Here is a 21,209-nt window from a genome sequence, read left to right on the forward strand (position 1 = left end):
CTCTTTTGCGACGGCTAGGCGATTACATGCCTTCACCTCACTGAACAGCTCAGTCAAGATCTGGTGCGTGTGGAAAGCCTCAGAGGCGCTTTCTGTGATGATGAGTGCGTTGGCCATATTCGTCAGTTTTGTCCCATGATTCTCGCGATTTTAACGATCCCTCCACGAGTTACGAGCCAAAGTAAGGGCTAGAAATTCCGAGGTCTCATTTGGATTGCCGACGCTCAACTGTCTGGCAAAGTGGACTGGGAATTTAACTATTAGCAAGGCTCTGGAATTTATGAGCGACGACAAACCTGGTTCTTGGCTCGATTCGTACAGCGTTCCCGTTGTCCCCGAAGGTGAGCAATACGTGATGCTCTCTGGGCTAGCCGAATCCTACAAGCGGGCGGCTTGGGCGGAAATTTCCCAAAAGCACACCGGGTTGGCAAAACTCCTCAAAGAGCCAGCCATCAAAACCGTCATGGAAATGTTCGACGCAGATCTGTTCGTAGAAGCGTCAATGGCCCCAATGCTGCCCCCTGAGAGGCTCAAGGGGCGCAAACGGGTGGAGCCTTAGAACGGAGCGAGTAGAGTCGTTTTAAGCTCCCTGAAGCGCTTGAGGCGCTCTTCTGCGGACTCCTCAACAACCGCTTTGCAGTCATCGAAGTTGACCAAAGGGCTGTAATCCAGCTCCTTCCGGGAAATTTTTTCAGGGCGGACCAATTCGATCATGTTGCCGCCAGCGGCTCGCATCAAATGCTGGATTGCGGCTTCAATTTCCTCCTCTGAAACGCCCGTCGGAGGCTTGACCAGCAAATGGCATAAATTGTCGACTGAGAGTTGAATCTCCTCCTTGCTGGGTTTTTCTTGTTCGAGCCATTCAATTGCCTGCTGCAACGGGGTCATATCTACATCCCCACCGGTCTGCTGATGGCCATACGCAGGCTCGATATAACGGCTTGTTTCTCAGCATGACTTAACGGTTTTGCCGGGGGCGTGTCTGGATACAGCGAGCCGTAATCTGGTGCCGCATGGCTTGTAGGAGTAGCCATATTCGCTTCTGGTTTGATCACCGTTGCGTCCAGGCAGGGGAGGTCATCAAGATCGCCGCCGTGCTCCACGTAAAACTCAGTAAGAGCCTCGGCGGTCTGCCGAGTGTCGTCATTGCACACCAATTTCGAGTTCTTAACCTGCAGCACGATGGCCGCAAGAACCCGCTTTACCTCGTCCAGAGCTGGGCCTTTTTTGAGCCATGCCTGAGATCGAGCAAGAAAAGTTTCGGTCGGCTGCGGTTTCTGGGTGGTGGCAGTCATGGGGTAACTCCCATTTGAGAACGTGGAGTAGCCTGGTTTGCAATGTCTGGACTCCGTTGGGAGGTGGAATCGTGGTGGTGCGCAGATCCAATGATCCAGGCCAAGAGAGCCGAAGCGCCTAAGAACAACAGGCCAACAACCAGCTTCAAGACAGTGTCATCGATCAACCCCAGCAAACAGGCAAATGCAACGTCGAAGGGCAAGGCAGCACCGCCAAAAAACAAGACAGGGGTAATCACACGTTGCAGGGGTTTCCAGACCAAACTACACGCAGCGATCAAAATGCATGCCGGCGTTAGGGATGCATTCACTGCTAGCGCGATAGGAACTAAGGGGGTCGGCCCCTTTGTGACCAGGAGGTGGGCAACTGCCGTACAACCGATGAGGATTCCAACCAGAAACGAACTGATCGTGATTCGAGTGGTGCGGGTAGCTTTGAACATGGCTTTGCCTCGTTTGAATGTCGAGACCATTACCGCTGTCGAAGTACCGTGCCAGAAGCATCAAAATACAAGGAAGATATAAGGAAGAAGGAGAAAAGAAGGAGGAGATGAGCAGAACCAGTAAATCCGGGCCTTCCAGCCAAAAATCGTGGACCAATGCTTATTAGAGTCATGGAGTAAACCTGACTAAGCCAAGATTTTGCCTCCCTAAACGTGGGCTATTCCTCACTGTATGAGCCGAAATCGTGGAAGAAACCTGACTATAAGCGATAGTGCCGTGGAACAAACCTAACTAGCAGAAGATGGCTTGAAGGGCCAAATACTGTGGATAAGTAGGCCATAAAATCGATCGTGGACGAAACCCTACTATGATCGTGGAATAAACCTAACCACTGTATATCGGTAATATCCGCAGGTTCGACACCAGCTTCCTTGTTCCACCTGAAGCTCCAGGACAATGAACGGTGGAGTAATTCTAACGAAATTATGAGTTCACTTTGTGCCTATGGCCTAGCATTGGGACTCGCTTGAAAGCGTAGATGAAGGCGTCACTAGTGTCGAACATGGGAATCAGCAAGACCATTTGAGATCCCGGAATCACATGCCACATCACCAGCAATAAAGAGGAACAGATCCCATGGTCTGAAAGCTGAGTTGAGGAGCAGTGGGTCCAAATGTATGAAGTTAAACCATTCGCGGAAAGCCCCAGGAACTAGGGGCATCTGTGCGCGTTAACGGAGGAGGGTTGTGACAGCCAGTGTCACCCAGACACCACCTCTAAACGGGCTGTAGCACCGAAACAGCAAATCGTGGAACAAACCTGTCTAACATTTAACAGATAAAAAAAGACCCGCACTATGGCGGGTCCTGGGGTATGAGATGAATCAGTCTCGACCACTCGACACAAGCTGCTCTCGCAACGCGGCGACCTTCCGGTGGCCTTTAACAATCACACCGACGAATTCTTTATGCGGGTAGATTTGGTAGATGTAATCGATCGCGCCCTTTCCTGTGGTTTTCTTCACCGGCGTAGATTGGAAGCTAGTCAGAACTTTTTGGTCGATCAGTTGCTGCAGCGCGACATTCATCGACCGGAAGTCTTCAGGAATTCGTTTGCCTAACCCACGCGCGGTGTTCGAAAGAAATTCGACCATGGAAAATGAGTAGGGATTGGTGGGTGACGCATTCCGCCATTTCAGCGAAAGCTCGCGATTGAGAATTTTCGCCAGGCCATTGGTTAAGCGCATTGAGGTACCGTAGTGGTACAGGCGAAAGTCGCCACGCTCGATGCCCCGAGAGATCAGTGGGTGAAGAACCGCAACGCATTGTGTGGCGATGCTCTTTTCCTCTTCAGGCATGTCTTTGGCTTCGACATAGTTCTTGCTGCTTTTATTCCGACTGCGCAGATACAGGAGTGGGAGATAGTTTGACTTTATGTCAATCGTTTCCCCATCAGCGGTCCTTGTTTGAATGGTCAGGTTCGACTCGGCAAGGATGTTCAAAGCCTCACGAAGTTCTGAGTACGTGATGGTGTGCCCTTGAACCGTTAATTCTTTTTTCAATTCATAGAGAGAAAAACGGACCGAGCATTCAGTCTCGTTGAACTTCCCGGATTGGGTGCTGAACTTCCGAAGCGCCTCCTCGACACATTCTTCCCTAGAGCCCGGGTAGACGCTGACCCATTCCGTTTCCCCGGTCGCTTTTCCCTTGATCTTAATCGGACGCTCAATGTTTACGGCTTTCAGGATGACCTTGAAGGGCTCGTTATTGAGGGTACCTTCGATCTTGGTTGTCATCTCACTCACATCGCGGACGGTCTTTGAAGCCCAAGAGAACCGCGGAAGAGCATCGTAAACCGCCACAAGGTTGCTGTAGTCGGCCTCATCGAGTTTGATCTCGTAGGCCGAGAACAGCGGCAGGGTACCCAGTCCAATCGCTGCCGGCTGCATGCGGCGCGCAGTACCTCTTGCCTGGAGGGATTTCATTCTCGCTGGCAAGCCAGTTTCGGATCTGCAGATCTGGCCCTCCGAGGATTCAAAACCGGGCAGCAGTTGGGTTAGATGGTTGCTCTGGTCCATGAATAAATACCGGTTAACCCAAAAGGGACGGTGACGACACGTGGGAAATGAGTCCACCTCCAGACACAGTCCAACATTTGGCGTAACCGTGCAGAGATGATTTTGAGGTGCCGCGGGGGCAGATCTGATTTCGCGGGATCAACACGCTAGCCACCGGTGGTAACCCGTGCGATCAAGCTGATGACGCGGTAATCGCAGTCATTCATACCCGCATCGGAATCCATTACCAGATTCACGATCTTCATGAACTCAGGTGCGTGAATGGTGGCCTTATCAATCATTGCTGCCACCTCCACGTACTGGGCCGACGTGGCTTCGTCAACCTGGGTACATACGGCAAATCCATCGAGTCGAGCCTGCGCCAAACGGCGGGAGGCGGAACTCAAAACGAACTCGCCAGGCGCGGTCGAGAACTGCTCGGCGATAGAGTGCTTGACGGTATCGGCGTCTTCGATGACGACCACCTGAGAACCGGAACCCGGGGTTGAAATTTTTGCAGTTGCCGCGAATGCGATACCTGCCACTACGGCAAGGGCGAAAGCCCCAATGGCTACTTTCTTGATTTTCTTCTGCACGAGAGACATTCCAAAATCGGGTATCGCTCGAGAATAACGACTGCAAAAACGATTGCGAGTCAAAACATAGGCTAGAAATTCATCGAAATTTCACGGGAAAAATCCGTGGTGTTTTGAAGTGCAGCTCCTGGCATGGGCGGATAAGGTGGCCATGCCCAAAAAAACCGGAGCTTCACCATGCTTGTACTTACGCGCCGAATCGGCGAAGCAATCAACATCGGCGACGAAATCCAAATCACCGTATTGAGCGTGACGGGCGAAACAATTCGACTCGGAATCGACGCCCCACAGAGCGTTGCCGTTCACCGAGGTGAGGCCTATCGATCTGCCCAAGGTCTGGACCAAGTGGAGGTAAAGCGTGCGAGCTAAATACCTGGCATTCGGATTCGCCATTGCTGCATCCATGGTTGGGTGCACTTCCAGCTGGATTGAAGAGCCAAGCCAGGCGACGCTGAACCTGGTAAACGACCTTAAGCTGGAGGGCTTTAGCTGCGCCGCCGGCTTCTCGGCGATCACCTGTCGCCAAATCGACGCCTACGTTGAGAAATCAAACAAGATTTGCTCCGCGGAGAAGGGGTGCATCAAGCAGCCGTGCCACGACGTGCGGGTGCTCTATACAATCAAACAACAGCCTGGCGGACTCCCCGCTGTTGATCAGACCATGGAAAGAACTGTTACCAAGAAAATCGAAAAGAACAGTAGCTACTCAGCCGAACGAACCAGTGAGCTTGAAGAATTCTGTGCCATCGACTGAGGCCAGGAAGGCTTTCAACTGGAAGTCATTCGTCTTCTTCATTCATCCGCGCCCGGCGTGCCGTGAGAATTGCAACTGTGTCCTTGCTGGTGTCTTCGATTTTCTTGAGGGTTACCAGCAGTGCCCTGATACGGCGTTCATCGAAGTCCGAACGTTTGTCCGATGACTCTTGCAATGCGAGGTCGATCATCTCGATTACTTGTGCGCACGTGAAGGTGTCCGGGAGCTCGTCGGAACCGAGATGGCGTTTAATAAAGGTTTCGGCGTTCATAAATGCTCCGGAAATGGCCCGCACAAGGTGCGGGCCTAGCGTTTAAATACCAGCGGGTTGTTCCTCGCCCCCAAGCGCGGTAACAAGCGCCGGCAGGAAATCAGCAAAGGTAAGCATCATCAGGGTGAAGGTTGCATCGAGTTGACCCAGGGCTTCGTCACCGCCGTCGTTTGCGGCTTGGTCCTGCAGTAGGTCTTCAAATTTCAGGCGTTTGATGACCATCTTGTCATCGAGGACAAACGACAGCTTATCCTGCCAAGCCAAGGCAGTTTGAGTGACGACTTTACCAGAGCTGAGGTGCAGCTTGATTTCTTCGCTGGTCAAGTCCTGGCGCTTGCAACGCACAATGCCACCTTCCTCGTGGGTGTCACGCAGCTCACACTCATCCAGCACAAAGAAATCGTCTGCGGCCTTCTGGGTGGTGACCCACTCAGTCATGGTCGCGGTCGGGGAAATCTTCACGGTCAGTGGGCGTACCGGCAGGGTCCCAATCACTTCGCGCAAGGTCGAAAGCAGGTCTTCCGCACGCTTCGGACTGGCAGAGTTGACCAGAATCAGGCCTTGTTTCGGTGCAATGGCAGCCACAGTTGAAGAGCGGCGAATGAAGGCGCGCGGGAGGAAAGCCTGGATGATTTCATCCTTGATCTGATCGCGTTCCTTTTTGTAAACCTTGCGCATCTGTTCGGATTCGATCTCCTCGACCTTTTCCTTAACCGCGTCCCGAACAACACTTCCTGGAAGGATGCGTTCTTCTTTCTGCGCGGCGATCAACATGAAGTCGCCACTGATGTGCACCAGCGGCGCATCTTCGCCTTTGCCGAACGGTGCGATGAACCCGTAAGTGGTCGTCTCTTGGGACGCGCAGGGGCGAGCCACTTTCGTTGCCATCGCTGATTCCAGTGCCACGGCATCAACAGACAGATCTTGTGTCAATCGATAAGCAAGCAGGTTTCTGAACCACATGTGAGAGTACGCCTCGGTTTTCTGAACGAAGGCGAACAGGTTAACCAGCCTTGTACCGCTTTCAACCCATAGTGTGGTCTCGAATTACTTTGTGAAACGATCGCCAACTGGGCTCAGCGAACCAGTGATCTACAGGTCCTTGTACAGGGTGCTCACCTGGTTCTCACTAGGTTTCACCGCGCTTCCATAGCTTTCATGATTGAAAGTCCAACTAATGCCGGAAGCGTCCAGGCAGGGGGAGTACCAATCTCCCAAGCTCGAATCGTCCTTTCGGTCACTCCCCACTCCTCCCCGAGCATGCTTGGTGAAAAGCCGAAGCGCTCCCTTAGGCGCACGAATCGCGACCCAGTGATAGGTGAGCTCCAGGCACGTTGTAACCGGATTGCACCGAGCCCAATACAGGCAGCTTCCATCCACGGATTAGGCGTAGTTCTCTCCGCCTTGATAACCGATGTCCGGGCGATATCCAGCGCGTCTGCAAACTCGATTTGCGACAGTCCAAGGATATCCTTCCTGGCCGCCTTGAGATCAAAACCTGTAAACGTAGATTTTCTTGCGTCAACCATATGTATATTACCTCCGTGTCGAACCGATACTCTTACTGCTATGCCGCCACTTGCCATTGAAAAGCTGGCTCAGTTTTCCAAACTGGAATCGACCCTGGGTCAACTGCGTTCAACACATCCAAGGCTGTTGCGCAGCTGTTGAGCGGTTGGTACCAACCTCGTGCTTCCCGAACAGCTGAGCTGAGGGCGGCGCACGATTTGACTCCTGGCCCATTGACCCTCAGAAGGACATGCAGGTTTACGCCACGATCTACTGATGTCAGACCCAGGGTGAACGCAAGGCCTTCGATGTATCCACCAGTTCGAGGGTTGAAGTACGTTTGCACAACGTCTCGTCCATCAATGAAAGTGGACTCGACCTGATACCCAATATCGAGCATCAAGTCGGCGAAGACGTCGCCGGCAGCCTTGATCAGACTGATGCTGATTTCACGGACCCGCAGTTCCGCCTGGCACATCTCTAGAAAGTGTTCGAGTACGCTTTGGTTTACTGTCCTGGTCATCAGTCACTTCTCCAATGACTTCAGGGCCAAGCCCAGTGACTGAAGAACGCCTGCGGCTAACACAGACGGAGCCCCAAGATCTGGGAGCTCACGCTCGAGGCGCATTGCCAGGTACAAACGCTGTATATCGGTATCTTTTACTGTGTCAGCTGAGGAAAAGGGGAGATCCGCCGGGCACATGCTGATTGCTCCGGCATTCTTTCGAACATCGTAGAAGTTGAAGTGGATGGTTTCTGCGCCCAGGATGCATTCGACCTTAATAGCCCCATCAATGGTGGTGCGCCCGGACTTCACGGGCTCAGTCATTTTGGCGGCTTTGGTCAGTTGTTTCGCCAGCATGCAGCGTTTCACATACTCAGGGCCTATCTCCGGCATAGATGCAATTGGACCAAAACGCAGGCCTGGCTTTCGCAAGCCCTGACTATTTCCTTCACCGGCATAGAGTTCTACGTGGCCGGTGCTGATTGCAGAGTCGATCAGCACTCGCCAGTTGGTGATACCGAGACCCAGGGCGCGATCCTGAACAACCATTCGCGCCAAGGCATCGCCCACAGAACTGCCAGCCGGGACCTGACAATCAGCATCCAGCTGGACGTGCACACCAGGCTTGTTGACGTGGGCCTCGCCTGATCCGGCCAACAAAAAATCAAAACCCAATTGGGGGGTTGGGCTGTTTCGATATGAAATGTTCATGAATGCACTCCTTGGAAATTAACTCCAATTGGAAGTGCAGCGGCGGTGTGCCAGAAGGGGGGGTATAAAATTATCCGCGGTGGGATCTGAAGACTTGCACCTGATTCAACAGACCTTCGAACAGCCGTACAGTACTCCGGATGTTTACCGTTACCATCGGGAGTACCGCATACCCAGGCTCAGGGTGCAGAAGGTCAAGGGATTCATGATGCAATTGACCTGACGTTTCCTGTTTCTAGTTGATCCCTCTCGGCGATGAACGCCCTCATTTGCACCAACAAATTCGGCGGCGCACCCAGGCGCTCGAACTCTCGCAGGCCGGCTGTCAGTGAAACGTCTGTTAGCTGTGGGGCTATTTGAGACAGGAGAAACGCTGCACGCGCGCCATGGGCGTAGGCCCCTTGAGCGTCAGGCTCTGCCAATGCGCGCGCCAGCGCTTCATGCGTCAATTTGTAACGGGCCTGACCGCCGTAGGCATCAGTTACATCTGTTTGATCTGCCATTGTCCCCTCGGACTTCAATGATCATTCAAAGACCACACTCTGCCACTGAACGTCACAAGCTTCATCTCAAAACTGGAGATGGTTTTCAGGCATGTGCTGCAACGGCAGAATTCAGCTCTACAGGAGTTGAAGACTTGCTGGTAAAGGAAATCAAACTGCTGAGCACCACAAAGGAGATCCAGAGACCGCCAACGCAAAACCAATCAGGCGCCGCGGATGCGCGGTTCGTGTACGCCATGATGCTCGCCAGTGCACAGGCAAAAAAGAACAGTCCCATGACCAAAAACGAGATTCGCAGGAACGATTCTGGAACCTTCTGGAGCGGCCGCGCGCTGGCCAGCTTGGACGACCAGGTAACGATCAGCACGAATGCTACAAACGATACCCAGATGCTGCCCGTGCTGAACATTTCCACGGCGGATTTCTCGCCGGTTCGGCCAAGGACCATCTGCGTGAGCAGTGCGGAGGAGAAGGCGTAAACGCCGATTGCCAGATAAGCCAGGCGCAACAGTGGTTCGGTCATGATGGATCTCCCAAAGGATCAGTGGAGTCAATATCGGCTCCAGGTATGCAGGTCCAATCGCCTGCACACACTCTTTTAACGGGAGAAAACCAAAGTTCAAGGGCGGGAGGTATTCGATGCGAAACGTTGACTTGGGCTCAGTCCGTCGTTGGCTTGAATCCGGGAACATGCTTGATCAGCGCGTTGAGCAGATCGTCTTTGTTGAATGGTTTTGTCAGGTAGTCGGTTGCGCCAGCGAGCATGCCCTTTTTCTTGTCAAATATTCCGTCTTTCGAGGAGAGCATCACGATCGGGACGTTCTTCAAGTCAGCGTGGTTCCGGATGACCTGACTCACTTGGTAACCGTCGAGTCGAGGCATCATCACGTCGATGAAGAAGAACTGCGGACCAAAGTCCTTCGCTTTCGCCATGCAGTCGAAACCATCGTCGGCGCCCATGACCACGCATCCCGCACCGGTCAACATCGCCTCGCCACTTTTGCGAATCGTTTTCGAGTCATCGACCAGCATGACACGAAGCGGGGTTGAATCAGGCATATCGATAACCTCTTACTGTTGAATGAGTGCGGCCCTTGCGGTGGCTATGGTTGCTGATTCACAAAGAGGGCGCTAGCCAAAAGCACTGTCGATTTTCCAGTGGGATGGTTCGCACCTGGTGCAGATCTCAGTTTGCGGCTGGGAGGGAGGGCTATGGTGAAATTCGAGCAGGGATTTCGGCTTGAACGACTAAACATTCTGTATAGAGTTGTCGAGAGCCCTTTTTGTCTGACCGCGTATGCCGATGAAAAATAAAACAACTTTCCGCTTAGCACAGCAGCAGTTCACCAAAGGCCAACCCAATATCGTCATTAGTCTCAACGATTGGGCCGGCCTCAGAGCACTGGAGCTTTTGGGTGGTCACGTGAGTAGCCCAGCCGCATTGGCGAAAGCTCTGACGACCAACGGCGAGCCTGATACCCGGCACGCACTTCAAGGAGGTCGCTTACTCCGTAGACTTGAATGCTTCGGGTATGTACAACCACTACCCGGACCGGAAGGTGGTTTTGAGATCACCCCCACTGGCCGCACTGCTCTCACTCAAATGAGCTGATTAGGACCCACTGATTGTTCGGTTCAGATCGCCTATGCAACTCTCCATGCGGCCAGGGGACTGCTTATCAGCAAGGTGTTTGACACCAGCAAGGGAGCGAACTTCTTCTGCGGCAGGTTTGTAACCCATAGCCGAAGACACCGAATACCAGCAGTACGCCGTAAACTGAGGATCTGCAGCAGGAATCTTGCCCAACGAAACATTCAATGCGTACTGGTACAGTGCCTCAGCGTCACCTGACAGCCCCCTCTGCTTAAGCTCCTCTCCACCATCCCTCACACTCTGCCTTGACGATACGGACGATATGGCAACTGGGCTTTGTTCATTCGCCACGGGGCCAGCAGCCTTCGCTGTGTAGGGGCCTGGACTAAACGCCTTTGCGTATGCCTGGCTCGCCTCGGCGTCGCCGGCGTCTGCGGCTTGCTTAAGCATCTCGAGCCCGCGCTCCATTTGATTCAAGTGGGGGAGACGTTGGTTTGTGAGCGCCTGACCAAATTCACGCTGGGCCCTCACGCTCGTTTGAGCAGCCTTCGCGAGCAACTGCTCCCCGTACGCAGCATCCTTTGGCACACCGGTACCGAGCAGATACAGCCAGCCAAGTACTCGAATGGATTCAACATGGTCCATACCTGCGGCCTTGGTCAGATATCCCACGGCTGTTTCTGGGTCCTTCTTCACGCCCTCACCATTGAGGTATACGCGTGCAAGCTCGTAGAAGGCCTGGCCACTTCCCAAGAAGCCAGCTTGCTCGAGTAACCCGATCTGACTAGGAACATCCCCGGATGCGCCGACCTTGCGAGCCTCAGCCAATATTTCATCAGCAGGACCTGTAACGCCCTCTGTCGAAGCCACAGCCGGCTCTAGTGACGGGGTAGAGATCGAGGAATATGGCGCAGACCCAGCTGCAAACACTTGCACGTTGGACTCAACCACCTCCGGTTCAGTTTCCTGGGGAGGGTTGATAGCTGGCACGGCGACCGGCAGATCCTTGACCTTGGTGATTGGGGGTGGGAGTTGCTGAGGCTGCGAACGTACGACTGGTTCATCGAAAGGGTTGCCATGGTACTGCCTGTCGGTACCAGCGCAGCCCGCCGTAATCGCTGCAGCGAGTAAGCAGAGAGGAAGGCGTATGTGAATCATCTGTCGGTTCCGGTGTTCAAAGGTGCGCAAATGATTGCAGAACGTCGGAACCGATCACAGCCAAAAGCAATGCCGAAATTTCACCATGGTTTGATTGACGCACCCGCGGCCTTGAGCCCCGGGTAGTCATCGAGTGTAAGGTTGGACTCCGGCTCCGCCGCCGGCGTGACTTCAACATTTTCGACCACGCCTGCTTCCGCATTGGCGCGCATTTGATCGAGCTCCCGACTGAAGGCTTTCTCCTGAACAGTCGGTTTGGTCGTATACGGTTTACGCTCGGGCTCTGGCTTGGCGGCATAAGTCGTTACAGCATCAGGGTTGCTCTGCAGCTTCTCCTTCACCTGGGAATCCAGAAGTGCACGCAGAGCGTCTTTGTCGGGGCGGGACAGCATGTATTACTCCTTCTCCGGTTCAGGCGTCCAATCAATGGACAAGGCCTAGTGCCGACCGGTTGAAATTGAGGTTGTAAGTCGCTTCGGTAACCATGTCAGTAATCTGGGCTTCAGATGCAGCCGCAGGGACTTCGAGGTCGAAGCGAGAGAGAGTTAGATCAGAAATTTCGTCGAACTTCACGAGGGTGTCAAATTTCGCATCGGCGAGGCTCGCCTCAGCAAACCAAGTCGAAACGCGATCGGTAACGGAACCCAGAGCTACAGCATGAACGGTACGAGAGTTGAACATAGATCACCTGGTAAGTTGATTTCCGCTTTTGCGGTACCAGGAAATTAAACACCTATGGGTCCTGTGCCAGAATCCAACCGAACTTTTCGCAGTGTTCAGAGGATACTGCAGTGCTGAACAGCTCGCGCGGATTACTGAGAAAGCTCGGGGACGTTAGGAACAGCTCTTGCTCGGAACGACCAGACGCTTGGGCCGGCCTTCCATTCATCGAGCCCGGCATTGAGGCAGAACAGGTCGCTCTCACTGAACTGCCCGATACTATCCCACCGGTTGACTGTTGTCAGATCTGGGCAGGGCAGGTCACCAGCGTTCCTGGCAATCAAAATGTCGCTCATACCGTATCGACCGGTTGCCCATATCAGCCATTTGCCCGCAATCACGCAGCTGCCTGGACCGTCATTGGACAGCCAATGTTCAACGTCAACGAGTTGCTCCGCGATTGCGACCACCAGGTTGGGGTGCGCTGATTTTGAAGCAACTTGCTTGATCCATCCAGAAAGGAAAATGCATACCAGGTCCGCGGCCGCCTTAGTAAATCCACTGGGCTGCTCAAGGAAGCGTTGGACACTCTCATACAGGTTCATGTGAACAAGATCGCCAGGGCCGCTCACGGGACGAATGGCGACTGGCACACAATCATCGGCAGCAAGGATGGCGCACTGCATCGCGGGCGAGTGACTGACCACGTGGAAGAAGAGGTGGTGGTCAATCACTGCGCACGCAGAGCGTCCATAGGATTTCAGAAGTAGCGAGAGCTGGTTGACGGCAGAGAGGGACGACGAGGTCGTATTGTTTGGGTCGAAAACCGACATTCGTTCAAGCCTTGGACAAGAGTCCGGAAATTTGAGCCAGGCAACCGTATAAGAAAATGGCCGGCTATCAAAGCCACAATGGACGAAGTAAATTCCACCGTGCCTGCATTCTGATCAGAGTGCAGCCCAAATCACACCGGCAACGACGGCCGGTGCCTAGGTGTTGCCGAGGTTAATGTTCACGGAGCCCAGGCCTGCAGCATGTCCTTCGACACGTCGTCTTTGCGCATCAAAATGCATTGCGTCATTTCTGCGTTATAGAAAATCACCGCATCGCCGGATTTCAAAGCTTTTTGGACGCGGTCAATCTTCTGAACCTCCGTCGACATATCGCCGTTGTCGGTTCCCTCGCGACTAACAAAATCGGCCATCAGGTTGTGTAGGGTTTCGGGTTGCAATTCCTGGAAGGGGATCAGCATGGTCAGCACCTCTTGTATGAGGTTCCCACTCTGCACAATCCGAAACTGTGCCAGAAGGTGACCTATCGCTCGGTGCAGTGCTTTACCCAACTTCTGATGAGGTCCTGCTCGCCGGTTGCGTCCACCAGAAAGCCATAGAAAGTCTCAGCCTGGCCAGCATGAAACCCAAATCCGATTTTATCTGCCGCATTGATCTCCCACATCATGGGGTCGGTAGGGATAAAGCTCGCCAACAGATAGCTGCCGCTGATGGAAGCCTTGGCTAGCATTTGCCCAATCGGGATGAAACGCTGATTGACACGTAGGGAGTATGTGACCGTGCTTTTTGCAATCGAGGCATTCTGTGCGCCGGCATCATAAAGCGCGGAAATTTTGATGGTTTTTTGATTGGGAACGCACGTCATGATGATCTTACCTGTGCCGTTCCAGGTTTCCTGCTCGCCCCTCAAGTAGACCGAACCTGACTTACCTTCAATGCCCCACCTGGCCGGCAGTAGTCCGTTGTTAACCAGGTTGAGTGCCAAGGCGTCCCGGGCAGACAGTAGCTCCATCTGGCCTCGACCGACCTTCACCATTCTTTGAAACAGCGCGGGATCAATGTCCATGCGGATCAGGTAGGCCGTGATTGCTGCACTGAGAACCTGTGCTACATCCAGATCTGTCGCTGTGGCCGTTCGCCGATAGAACCGGTGGATTCCAAGTTGGGCCGCTGGATCTATAAATCGAAATTTCCCGCCGGCATAGGTGAGCACACAAGCACTTTGACACTTACCTGCGGCTGGTCGCCCCGGTGCCCGCCCGACCTTACCAACCGCAGTGTTGATGTTCGACCTGCGAAGCAAGTCTCCAAGATCCATACCTGCTTGAGGGTCGCCGCCTGCACTGTCCAAATACAAAATAGAGGACTGAAGCTTCCGCTCTCGGATCAATACGCTGAGTTGCGTTACCGTTTCCTCAGTGATCTCACCAGCCAGGTATACCTCGGGTTGCGAGGAGGAGCCGTCTGTATGTGTGACTGGCACAACCTGGATGTCATTGGCGGATGCGGCTGTGGCGATTAATGCCAGAGTAGCGCTGGTCAGTAGGTGTCTGAGCAACTGCACAAGCCTCGGAAAATGTGGGTCAACAGGCTGGTCGGCCGGGCAAGGAAGGATCGCTTCCAGCTGAACCCTGCAAGGCAGAGTTAGCAAGGAGAGAAATCGACGAGCGATGCCGGTAAACCCGGATGAGTGATTGGTTCTAGAATTGGTATTTTTTGAAAGTGACCCGTGTTTGGTCTATCACTTGGACCAGGTCGCCATTACGATCCTTGGTGACTTGCATCAACCGCTTTCCATTATCATCGATTGCAGTGAAGGTGCCGCCGGCGGACTTCCATTCATGGACCAACGCCGTTTGTCCATCGGCAATGATTCGATCGCGCTGAAATACGGCAATGCCCACCACCTGAGGTTCTGCGTTTGCAGTTTGAACGGTGGCTTCATACGCCCCGTAGATCTCCTCTCCGCAACCGGAAAGGAGGAGGGGAAGCAGCAGAGCCAGGCGTTTAAAATGTAATGGCATTGCGGTGTGTCCGTTGGGTTCGTCCCGGACACGCTACCGAATTGAAAACAGAGCGCCAGCCAAAGTGGGGGCTGAAAAATCCTCGTTTATGAGGAGGCCTTCCGCTTACGCTTCTGTGGTGGTCGAGGGATATCAGTCAACCCCGCTTTGACCATCCTTTTGAATTGATCCATCCGCGGCGGTGGCGGTAGAGGTAGTTCATCGGGAATGGGGAGCTCATCCCTGATGGCCATGCGCTTGAACAACTCTTGGTAGGCCTCGACGTAACTTTTCTTGCCGATGTAAACACGAATGGTCCGCTGGCCAGGAGCTTGATCACTCCCCCAGTAAAAGCGTCCGTCGAGGTTTTTGGAAACGATCAGTGAGATGCCTGATACCGGTTTTCTGAGCACCTTTGAACTGCGTTTACCTGGCTGGATTCCAAGCTTGGCCTCCGTATCGTCACGCCACTGTTTGGCCATGCGAAGCGCTTCTTCCTGAGAGCCAAGTTCAGCAATCCGGAAGGATGCGTGGTAGCGCTTCGCGGTAGGCCCCCGACCCTGTTGAATCATCGGGCGGTACCCAAGCAGGACCTCGTCCTTATCATTTAAGGGGTTGATCCTACGCATTTCGTAGGCTTCATCGGATTGCCATAGCTTTGAGCGAGTGTGTGCCGGCGGGGCATCGCGTCCAGGTGGAAGAGGGACGGGCTCAATTTCCTTTACCGAAAGTAAGTAATCAGTGCGGATGTACAGGAGGTCTATCGAGCCAACTGGGCGCAACTCGGGCCCAAGGCCATCCACATCAAGATGACGCAAAACTTTTCCAGAATCCATTTGGACTTCGCGATCTCATAACGATTAGTACAAACAGGTCGAAGCAGCTGTGCTGGCTAAGATCTTGTTTGCCATTCCCTGCGCGAATTCATGCAGGCCGAACAGGTTGCACCATGTAAGGGCGCAGGTTGCGGGGCCATAATAAAGCGCTTTGTGGCTTCTGTAACGTGCCTAAAGTCTACAAGGCCACTTCTTGTTGTTGAATTACACGCATCAGGTTATAGAGGCGATGTGCCAGATCACGACGGCTGTCCGCGGTAAGCACAGAGCCATCGCCGTACAAAGCCTTACTGATGAGCGCGACATCATTCATCTGCTGAATGTCGACAAAAAATCCTTTGAGTGGCTCTTCCGGCATTCTCCCGGTTGGCTGCTCAAACAATGGCCGCCAATCAGTGACCTCACCGGTGAGGTCCCATCGATTGGAGCAGCAGCTGATCCAGCGACCTGGTTCATGAGGAAAGTCGTCATCGGCACCCTGGCGCTCAAACCGCACCGGTACCTGGCGACCAGAACGCAGAGCTCCCATCAGGTCGATTGATTGAGGCCAGCCGTACTCGTTTTTAAAAGTGACCGGCATGAAGAGGGAAACTGGGGTCCAGGACATTTATGTCGGTGCCTATTTGCTATCTGTGGATGGGACCATCATCCGGTTTCCTGGGTGTGCCACCATCAACTGGCCAGGATTTCCCCAATGATTTTGCTAACCCGTGAGTGCAGCGTTGGATCGCCGGCAAGGGTCAGTGGAAGAATCAGTTTTTTCTCTGCGGCGTAAAGCTTTGCAAAGGTGGGGGAGAGTTCGCTCAGGTTGTGGAGATTGTGAACGGCGTCGGCGAGACGTAGCGTTTGCCCTGCTGGCGATGCCTTCGCCAAATGTGCTCGATCAATGGCCTTGCGAGTCTTCCGATTCCCATCCTCGGGTGTGCTCGGGTTGGAAACTTCGAGTACGTACTGAAGCACAATCTCTCCAAGCTCTCTTCTGATGACCAGTATCCGCTGTGCGCGAATAGGCTCAGGTACTTCAAGGACATCATGTAGTAGAGCCGCGGCAACGAGTTCCCAGGTGTGATGGGGAACCGACCGAATGATCGCGGCAACCGCCCGGGGGTGTTCGATGTACGGCTCCAGTGTGTACTTGCGCTGCTCCTCTTTGTGCCACTCAGCCGCAAGCGCATCGGCTTTCTCAATCTGCTGCTCAGACATCTGCTACCTCACCACCGGGGTCAATGGTCTAAGACCAACTTGAATCAAATAGTCGATGATCCTGGGTGGGTACTGATCCATGGGGTAGCTCAATTTTTCAAGGAAAATGAAATCAAAGCTTACGCATCAAAATGCAGATTGCGCAGTGGCAGCTTTGGGATAGGGGGATCTGAATGTCACTCAGTTGCTTCCCGGCGGTTTCACCTTGAATTGCCCCATCATGTGGAACCGCTGCAAATGATTCCATCACCTGATCTGCCAGGTGGTCAATCCAGCGTTTGTGCGGATTCAGGTAATTGCTCACTGTGTTCGAGCTTCCCAAGGTCACCTCCAGTTCAATACGCCTCATCATAACGATGGGAACATGAACTGCTAGACCTGGCCCGGGCGAAACGCGATTGATGCTGCAGAGCAACGCGCGCCAAGCGAGTCGGATCACAGGAACCCATTCAAAATTTTTCATGGGTGCCATAAAGAAAAAACCCCCACAGCCCCAATAAGGCTGTGAGGGTATCCCCTGTCGAATTAGTCAAATTCACGGTCGAACACCAACGTAAACAGCGCGCGGGTCGACGCGTCATAGTCAAGCAGCGAGCTGCTGCTGCGCATACTTGAGCTCTATAGTTTGGAATTCACTAAGCATCTCGGTCCACGTCAGGTGACCATTTTGGTGGGCCTGAATGTGAGCAAGACGCTCGCAACCTTTTTTCCACTCGGTTGTGGCTGACATCTTGTCGAGAGTGTCCCTGGCAGCAACACGGGTGTAGCCAGCCTTGAACGCTTCAAGAACTGCCTCGTCGAGGGTGTCAACGGTGTAATGGGTCATCCATCCAATTGCGCGGAATCCCGAATATCGGAATCGGCCGGGCTCGGATGCATCCGGCAAGATCAACGCAAATGAATCCCCCGACTCATTCGCAACGATCATGCCCACGCCGACCTCATCGAGCTCGGCGTAGAGGGCCTGGAGTTTTTCCTGCCTTACCTGAATTTCCCGGATCAGGCTAAAGCGGGGTGAATCCACATCCTCTTTATTGTTCAGGTCTAAACCCAAAAACTCGCTGGTGACCAAGACTTGGTCAGCGAAGTAATTCCGAAAATTTTTGCATTTGCTCATGGGTAATCTCCAAGCTGGAGAGCATCCATGCCAGGGCATTGGATGCCCTGGTAGGGGTGAGTACTTCAAGGTCAATCGTAAAAGGGCGCGCTGGAAAGCGCAGCGACCGAGTCAATCAGCCTTGAGGTGGCATAACCCTGCTTGCCTTACGATTTGCGTCCCAACTGATGCAGACGAAAGGGCGTTTGGCAACCGTTACTGGATTGCAAAGGTCGGCCATCATCTGTTCTTGAGCTGCCCAACGAGCTTCCATTTTGGTCATCACGGCGTTCATGCCGAGGACAAACAACGCGGCAGCAACGGCAACAAGAAGGCAGAAGGTTTTGGTCGACATTTCGGTATTACGTTTGCTGTTGTTCATAAAGACCTCTCGCCAGTCGAGCACTGGGAATAGTTTGTACGCCTGGTGCTCGAAGGCCAGGCAGATGAGGGGTAGACCTGCATCAGCCGGGCCTAGGCCTGGTGAAATCAAGCCTTACCGGAGGTTACGAATAGCGGATAGGTTGGATCGCTCAAACCACATCGTCCAATGCCGCTCGAAGAGCAACGATTAGGGCAACGCGTTTTGATGGATCGAATTGCGACGGGTCAAGGAGGTGCCAAGCTAGCGAGCTAACGAGGTACCACACGACTGGAAGTCGTGTTCTGCGCAATTTGAATTTCCTCGCAAGCAAGGGTTTACCCAAGAGCAATGATGTCAAAGCTCCAAGCCAAGCGCTCATTCCGTACGGAAGTAAAAACACCAAGCCTGGACGGCAAGTTGTAATCACTTACCGTCTGGGAGCACCTTTCAAGAAGGGCAATGTGATCGACAGCAAACCGAAGTCGCGCGATCGAGATGTGCAGAAAAGACCGAAGTCCATTCTGCGAATTTGACTAATCCAACAGTATCTCCCCACAGATCTAACCTGAAGTGTCAGGTGAAATCGCAAGGCCCTCAAAATCACGGTAGAAAGACTATCGAGATAGAAAGGGTGCCATCAATCAGAGATTGGGCATAGAACGGGACCTTTTTAGCACCCCAGCCTAGACAGTTCAACCCATAATCAGGTCCGGATTTCCGCGATCTCCTCCTCACGGTTGAGCATGAAAAACGGTGAGTGGGCATCCACCCCATGCTTGCCAATACTCCAGCCCTCAATTGCGGCAATGTCCTCCCACTGGACAAACAGGCCGTAGGACGCCCAGCCATCTTCCGGTTGGTCCATGGCGTGAAGTCGGCCATGTTCATCGATCCGAATCATCACATTGGGGGTGAAAGCATCGAGCGTGAAACGATGGTTCATGCGCGGACAGGCACTGCACACTCCACCTCCAGTGCAAAGGGCGAAGCTTCCGCTCCATTGCGCCAGAGGTGTGTTCTGAGACTCGCGCAAAGTTGCATAGCTCCGAGGTCTAAGTGCGCAGCGAGGCTGCGGGTCGAGCGAATCAACACGCAGGCGGTTCCGGCCTAGCCCGTCTGGACCGTTCGGGTTGAAGGCGTTTGCTTCGAGATAAATAGGCAAGGGGTCGGCTCCGTCTCTGAATGGAGTGCCTATTCTCGCCAACTGAAGCCGTGCCAGAAGGATCTGCCTGGCCTGGGAAAACCAGACCTCACTAACGCGTGCACTTCTGGCAGACAAGCTTAAAATCAGAATCCGGTCATCAAACTGCAGCCGGTCATGAGCACAGAACCAAACCTCCTACGTCGCCACCTGTTGGCTGCGGCGATCGCCAGCCCGATAGCACTACTTGCCGCGCCAGCAATTGCTAGCGCTTCACAAGCTAACCCGTCGAGAAAGCGGGATTGGCGGGCGGTGATCCTTGATCGTGATCGCTATCTTTACCTGGAGCGCCCGCAGGCACAGGAAAGAGCTTCGTTCTGCTACTACCGCAGGGATCAAGGCTGGGATCAACGCGGTTACGCCATCGCTTGCACGTTGCTGCGCGACGTTGAGTCGAAGCGCACCGTCAGTATGGACCCCCGCCTAATTGACCTTTTGTACATTATTCAGGCTTGGCTCAGGCTGAATAACTACCCGTACCAGATCCTGGTAAATAGCGGCTTTAGAACGGCCGCCTACAACGCTTCCCTCGAAGGTGCGGCAAAGAACTCCCAGCACATTCAAGCAAGAGCCGCTGATATCCGAATTCCGGGATTGGCAACTGAGCAACTCGCAAAACTGGCGAAAGCCATCGGTGTCGGCGGTGTTGGAGTCTACCCAAACAAAGGCTTGGGCTTCATTCATGTGGACATTGGAAAGGTCAGGTCCTGGCGAGTGGCATTGCTGGAGTCCGATCAGGAAGACTGGCTGGCGAGGTACTCCGAACCGGAAATTGAACAGGCGCTATCCGTATGGGATGCGCCTGAGGCAGGCAGGATTATCTACACCTGAAGCTCAAATCTGCCGAATCTGAATTTCAACCCGACGGTTCTGGGCACGGCCTGCTGGAGTGTCGTTTCTCGCCACTGGCATTGCCGATCCGACACCACGCACAGCGATAGCCCGGCCGTCGACACCTGATGCACTGAGGAACTGGGCCACCGACTGAGCCCGGGATAAGCTCAACAGCTGATTCAGCGTTCTGCTCCCGGTTGCATCGCTGTGCCCAGTGATGTCAACCCGGATGTTCGGTTGCGACTTCACGGCATCCGCAACACTCTTCAGGCCCCGGAACGACGTGCTTTCCAGTTCGGCGGAACCGGTCGCGAAAGCAATATCGGCAGGGGCCTGAATCGTTAACATACCGCGCCCGGTTGTCGGATCGATCTTCTGCGTGACTTCCATGCCGGTGCCTTTAAGGTCCGCCTTCAGTTGTTCTGCACTGCGATCCATGTAATAGCCAGTACCGCCGCCGATAGCAGCGCCAGTAGCGGCACCGATCAGAAAGGACTCTGGGCTTCGGCCGATCGCCACGCCCACGATACCGCCAGCGACCGATCCGATACCGGCACCGATTGCCGTGCGGCTTAGCTCACGCTCACCAGTTTGTGGATTGATGGCGCAGCCAGAGACAACGGCGAGGGAGAGAGCGAGTAGTGCGACTTTGAGCAGATTGAACATTGGAAGACTCCTTGTTTGGTTGAAACAAGTGTCGGTCCCACAACGTTGTGCCAGAAGCGGTGAGGGAAGAGGCGGCGTAAATTTAACTTAGTGAGGATTGCACCACGATTCGTGGCAAACGGCGGGGGTTGGATTCCCCGCCCGCGGCGGCGGGCTGTC

The 21,209-nt window shown here is 53.8% G+C and carries 31 protein-coding genes; 4 read left to right on the plus strand and 27 right to left on the minus strand.

All coding sequences use genetic code 11. The features are described 5' to 3' along the window. Nucleotides 1–280: 280 nt before the first annotated feature. Nucleotides 281–559: a hypothetical protein gene (locus tag ACQKP2_RS08435; protein ID WP_427575810.1), complete on the plus strand. Its 279-nt coding sequence runs from the start codon at nt 281–283 to the stop codon at nt 557–559. Here ACQKP2_RS08435 and ACQKP2_RS08440 read toward each other — a convergent pair. From ACQKP2_RS08440 to ACQKP2_RS08455, 4 genes are all read right to left on the minus strand, one after another. Then, on the minus strand, nt 556–888 hold the full coding sequence (locus ACQKP2_RS08440; protein WP_427575811.1) for a hypothetical protein: 333 nt from the start codon (nt 886–888) through the stop codon (nt 556–558). The two genes, ACQKP2_RS08435 and ACQKP2_RS08440, sit on opposite strands and share 4 nt — an antisense overlap. Nucleotides 889–890: 2 nt before the next feature. Beyond that, nucleotides 891–1,295, minus strand: coding sequence for a hypothetical protein (locus ACQKP2_RS08445; protein WP_427575812.1), 405 nt, complete (start codon nt 1,293–1,295; stop codon nt 891–893). A gap of 1,327 nt (nt 1,296–2,622) precedes the next feature. Further along, nucleotides 2,623–3,816 (minus strand): replication protein, encoded by a 1,194-nt coding sequence (locus ACQKP2_RS08450; RefSeq protein WP_427575813.1) that lies wholly within the window; start codon nt 3,814–3,816, stop codon nt 2,623–2,625. A 146-nt stretch (nt 3,817–3,962) separates the two neighbouring features. Continuing rightward, nucleotides 3,963–4,391: a hypothetical protein gene (locus ACQKP2_RS08455; RefSeq protein WP_427575814.1), complete on the minus strand. Its 429-nt coding sequence runs from the start codon at nt 4,389–4,391 to the stop codon at nt 3,963–3,965. Nucleotides 4,392–4,568: 177 nt separating this feature from the next. Here ACQKP2_RS08455 and csrA point away from each other — a divergent pair, with 177 nt between their 5' ends. Beyond that, entirely contained in the window at nt 4,569–4,760 is a 192-nt protein-coding gene (csrA, locus tag ACQKP2_RS08460) for a carbon storage regulator CsrA (protein ID WP_427575815.1), read from the plus strand. Then, entirely contained in the window at nt 4,750–5,145 is a 396-nt protein-coding gene (locus ACQKP2_RS08465) for a hypothetical protein (protein WP_427575816.1), read from the plus strand. The genes csrA and ACQKP2_RS08465 overlap by 11 nt, the downstream gene beginning before the upstream one ends. A gap of 25 nt (nt 5,146–5,170) precedes the next feature. Here the strand turns inward: ACQKP2_RS08465 and ACQKP2_RS08470 are convergent, their stop codons facing one another. The 22 genes from ACQKP2_RS08470 to ACQKP2_RS08575 all read right to left on the minus strand — a co-directional run bounded on the left by ACQKP2_RS08470 (nt 5,171) and on the right by ACQKP2_RS08575 (nt 19,292). Beyond that, nucleotides 5,171–5,416 (minus strand): hypothetical protein, encoded by a 246-nt coding sequence (locus ACQKP2_RS08470; RefSeq protein ID WP_427575817.1) that lies wholly within the window; start codon nt 5,414–5,416, stop codon nt 5,171–5,173. Nucleotides 5,417–5,458: 42 nt separating this feature from the next. Continuing rightward, complete coding sequence (rdgC, locus tag ACQKP2_RS08475; protein WP_427575818.1) at nt 5,459–6,379, minus strand: recombination-associated protein RdgC; 921 nt, start codon at nt 6,377–6,379, stop codon at nt 5,459–5,461. 173 nt (nt 6,380–6,552) lie between these two features. Next, complete coding sequence (locus ACQKP2_RS08480) at nt 6,553–6,945, minus strand: hypothetical protein (RefSeq protein ID WP_427575819.1); 393 nt, start codon at nt 6,943–6,945, stop codon at nt 6,553–6,555. A gap of 38 nt (nt 6,946–6,983) precedes the next feature. Beyond that, nucleotides 6,984–7,448 (minus strand): hypothetical protein, encoded by a 465-nt coding sequence (locus ACQKP2_RS08485; protein WP_427575820.1) that lies wholly within the window; start codon nt 7,446–7,448, stop codon nt 6,984–6,986. A 3-nt stretch (nt 7,449–7,451) separates the two neighbouring features. Further along, on the minus strand, nt 7,452–8,141 hold the full coding sequence (locus ACQKP2_RS08490) for a hypothetical protein (protein WP_427575821.1): 690 nt from the start codon (nt 8,139–8,141) through the stop codon (nt 7,452–7,454). Nucleotides 8,142–8,344: 203 nt separating this feature from the next. Beyond that, nucleotides 8,345–8,644 (minus strand): hypothetical protein, encoded by a 300-nt coding sequence (locus ACQKP2_RS08495; protein ID WP_427575822.1) that lies wholly within the window; start codon nt 8,642–8,644, stop codon nt 8,345–8,347. Between the two features lie 85 nt (nt 8,645–8,729). Then, nucleotides 8,730–9,167, minus strand: coding sequence for a hypothetical protein (locus tag ACQKP2_RS08500; protein ID WP_427575823.1), 438 nt, complete (start codon nt 9,165–9,167; stop codon nt 8,730–8,732). 137 nt (nt 9,168–9,304) lie between these two features. After that, a complete protein-coding gene (locus ACQKP2_RS08505) occupies nt 9,305–9,703 on the minus strand; it encodes a response regulator (RefSeq protein ID WP_427575824.1) in 399 nt (132 codons plus the stop codon). A gap of 553 nt (nt 9,704–10,256) precedes the next feature. Beyond that, nucleotides 10,257–11,396: a tetratricopeptide repeat protein gene (locus ACQKP2_RS08510; RefSeq protein ID WP_427575825.1), complete on the minus strand. Its 1,140-nt coding sequence runs from the start codon at nt 11,394–11,396 to the stop codon at nt 10,257–10,259. An 80-nt stretch (nt 11,397–11,476) separates the two neighbouring features. Beyond that, nucleotides 11,477–11,788 (minus strand): hypothetical protein, encoded by a 312-nt coding sequence (locus tag ACQKP2_RS08515; RefSeq protein ID WP_427575826.1) that lies wholly within the window; start codon nt 11,786–11,788, stop codon nt 11,477–11,479. 31 nt (nt 11,789–11,819) lie between these two features. Further along, a complete protein-coding gene (locus tag ACQKP2_RS08520) occupies nt 11,820–12,077 on the minus strand; it encodes a hypothetical protein (protein WP_427575827.1) in 258 nt (85 codons plus the stop codon). A gap of 131 nt (nt 12,078–12,208) precedes the next feature. Continuing rightward, nucleotides 12,209–12,889: a hypothetical protein gene (locus ACQKP2_RS08525; RefSeq protein ID WP_427575828.1), complete on the minus strand. Its 681-nt coding sequence runs from the start codon at nt 12,887–12,889 to the stop codon at nt 12,209–12,211. A 179-nt stretch (nt 12,890–13,068) separates the two neighbouring features. Continuing rightward, complete coding sequence (locus tag ACQKP2_RS08530) at nt 13,069–13,308, minus strand: YheU family protein (RefSeq protein WP_427575829.1); 240 nt, start codon at nt 13,306–13,308, stop codon at nt 13,069–13,071. A gap of 62 nt (nt 13,309–13,370) precedes the next feature. Further along, nucleotides 13,371–14,411, minus strand: a complete 1,041-nt coding sequence (locus tag ACQKP2_RS08535; protein ID WP_427575830.1) for a hypothetical protein — start codon at nt 14,409–14,411, stop codon at nt 13,371–13,373. 136 nt (nt 14,412–14,547) lie between these two features. Then, nucleotides 14,548–14,871: a hypothetical protein gene (locus tag ACQKP2_RS08540; RefSeq protein WP_427575831.1), complete on the minus strand. Its 324-nt coding sequence runs from the start codon at nt 14,869–14,871 to the stop codon at nt 14,548–14,550. 86 nt (nt 14,872–14,957) lie between these two features. Then, nucleotides 14,958–15,686 (minus strand): hypothetical protein, encoded by a 729-nt coding sequence (locus ACQKP2_RS08545; RefSeq protein WP_427575832.1) that lies wholly within the window; start codon nt 15,684–15,686, stop codon nt 14,958–14,960. Between the two features lie 178 nt (nt 15,687–15,864). Then, entirely contained in the window at nt 15,865–16,293 is a 429-nt protein-coding gene (locus tag ACQKP2_RS08550; RefSeq protein WP_427575833.1) for a hypothetical protein, read from the minus strand. Between the two features lie 65 nt (nt 16,294–16,358). After that, on the minus strand, nt 16,359–16,889 hold the full coding sequence (locus ACQKP2_RS08555; RefSeq protein WP_427575834.1) for an HD domain-containing protein: 531 nt from the start codon (nt 16,887–16,889) through the stop codon (nt 16,359–16,361). A gap of 112 nt (nt 16,890–17,001) precedes the next feature. Then, entirely contained in the window at nt 17,002–17,352 is a 351-nt protein-coding gene (locus tag ACQKP2_RS08560) for a hypothetical protein (protein ID WP_427575835.1), read from the minus strand. Between the two features lie 120 nt (nt 17,353–17,472). Further along, entirely contained in the window at nt 17,473–18,006 is a 534-nt protein-coding gene (locus ACQKP2_RS08565; protein ID WP_427575836.1) for a hypothetical protein, read from the minus strand. 115 nt (nt 18,007–18,121) lie between these two features. Further along, nucleotides 18,122–18,367 (minus strand): hypothetical protein, encoded by a 246-nt coding sequence (locus ACQKP2_RS08570; RefSeq protein WP_427575837.1) that lies wholly within the window; start codon nt 18,365–18,367, stop codon nt 18,122–18,124. A 685-nt stretch (nt 18,368–19,052) separates the two neighbouring features. Continuing rightward, nucleotides 19,053–19,292, minus strand: coding sequence for a hypothetical protein (locus tag ACQKP2_RS08575; protein ID WP_427575838.1), 240 nt, complete (start codon nt 19,290–19,292; stop codon nt 19,053–19,055). A gap of 375 nt (nt 19,293–19,667) precedes the next feature. On the opposite strand from ACQKP2_RS08575, the gene ACQKP2_RS08580 reads away from it, so the two are divergent. Then, complete coding sequence (locus tag ACQKP2_RS08580) at nt 19,668–20,381, plus strand: YcbK family protein (protein ID WP_427575839.1); 714 nt, start codon at nt 19,668–19,670, stop codon at nt 20,379–20,381. Between the two features lie 3 nt (nt 20,382–20,384). Here the strand turns inward: ACQKP2_RS08580 and ACQKP2_RS08585 are convergent, their stop codons facing one another. After that, on the minus strand, nt 20,385–21,050 hold the full coding sequence (locus ACQKP2_RS08585) for an OmpA family protein (RefSeq protein ID WP_427575840.1): 666 nt from the start codon (nt 21,048–21,050) through the stop codon (nt 20,385–20,387). Nucleotides 21,051–21,209 lie beyond the last annotated feature (159 nt).

The organism is Pseudomonas sp. NPDC089569, from assembly GCF_050280625.1.
GTDB lineage: Bacteria > Pseudomonadota > Gammaproteobacteria > Pseudomonadales > Pseudomonadaceae > Aquipseudomonas.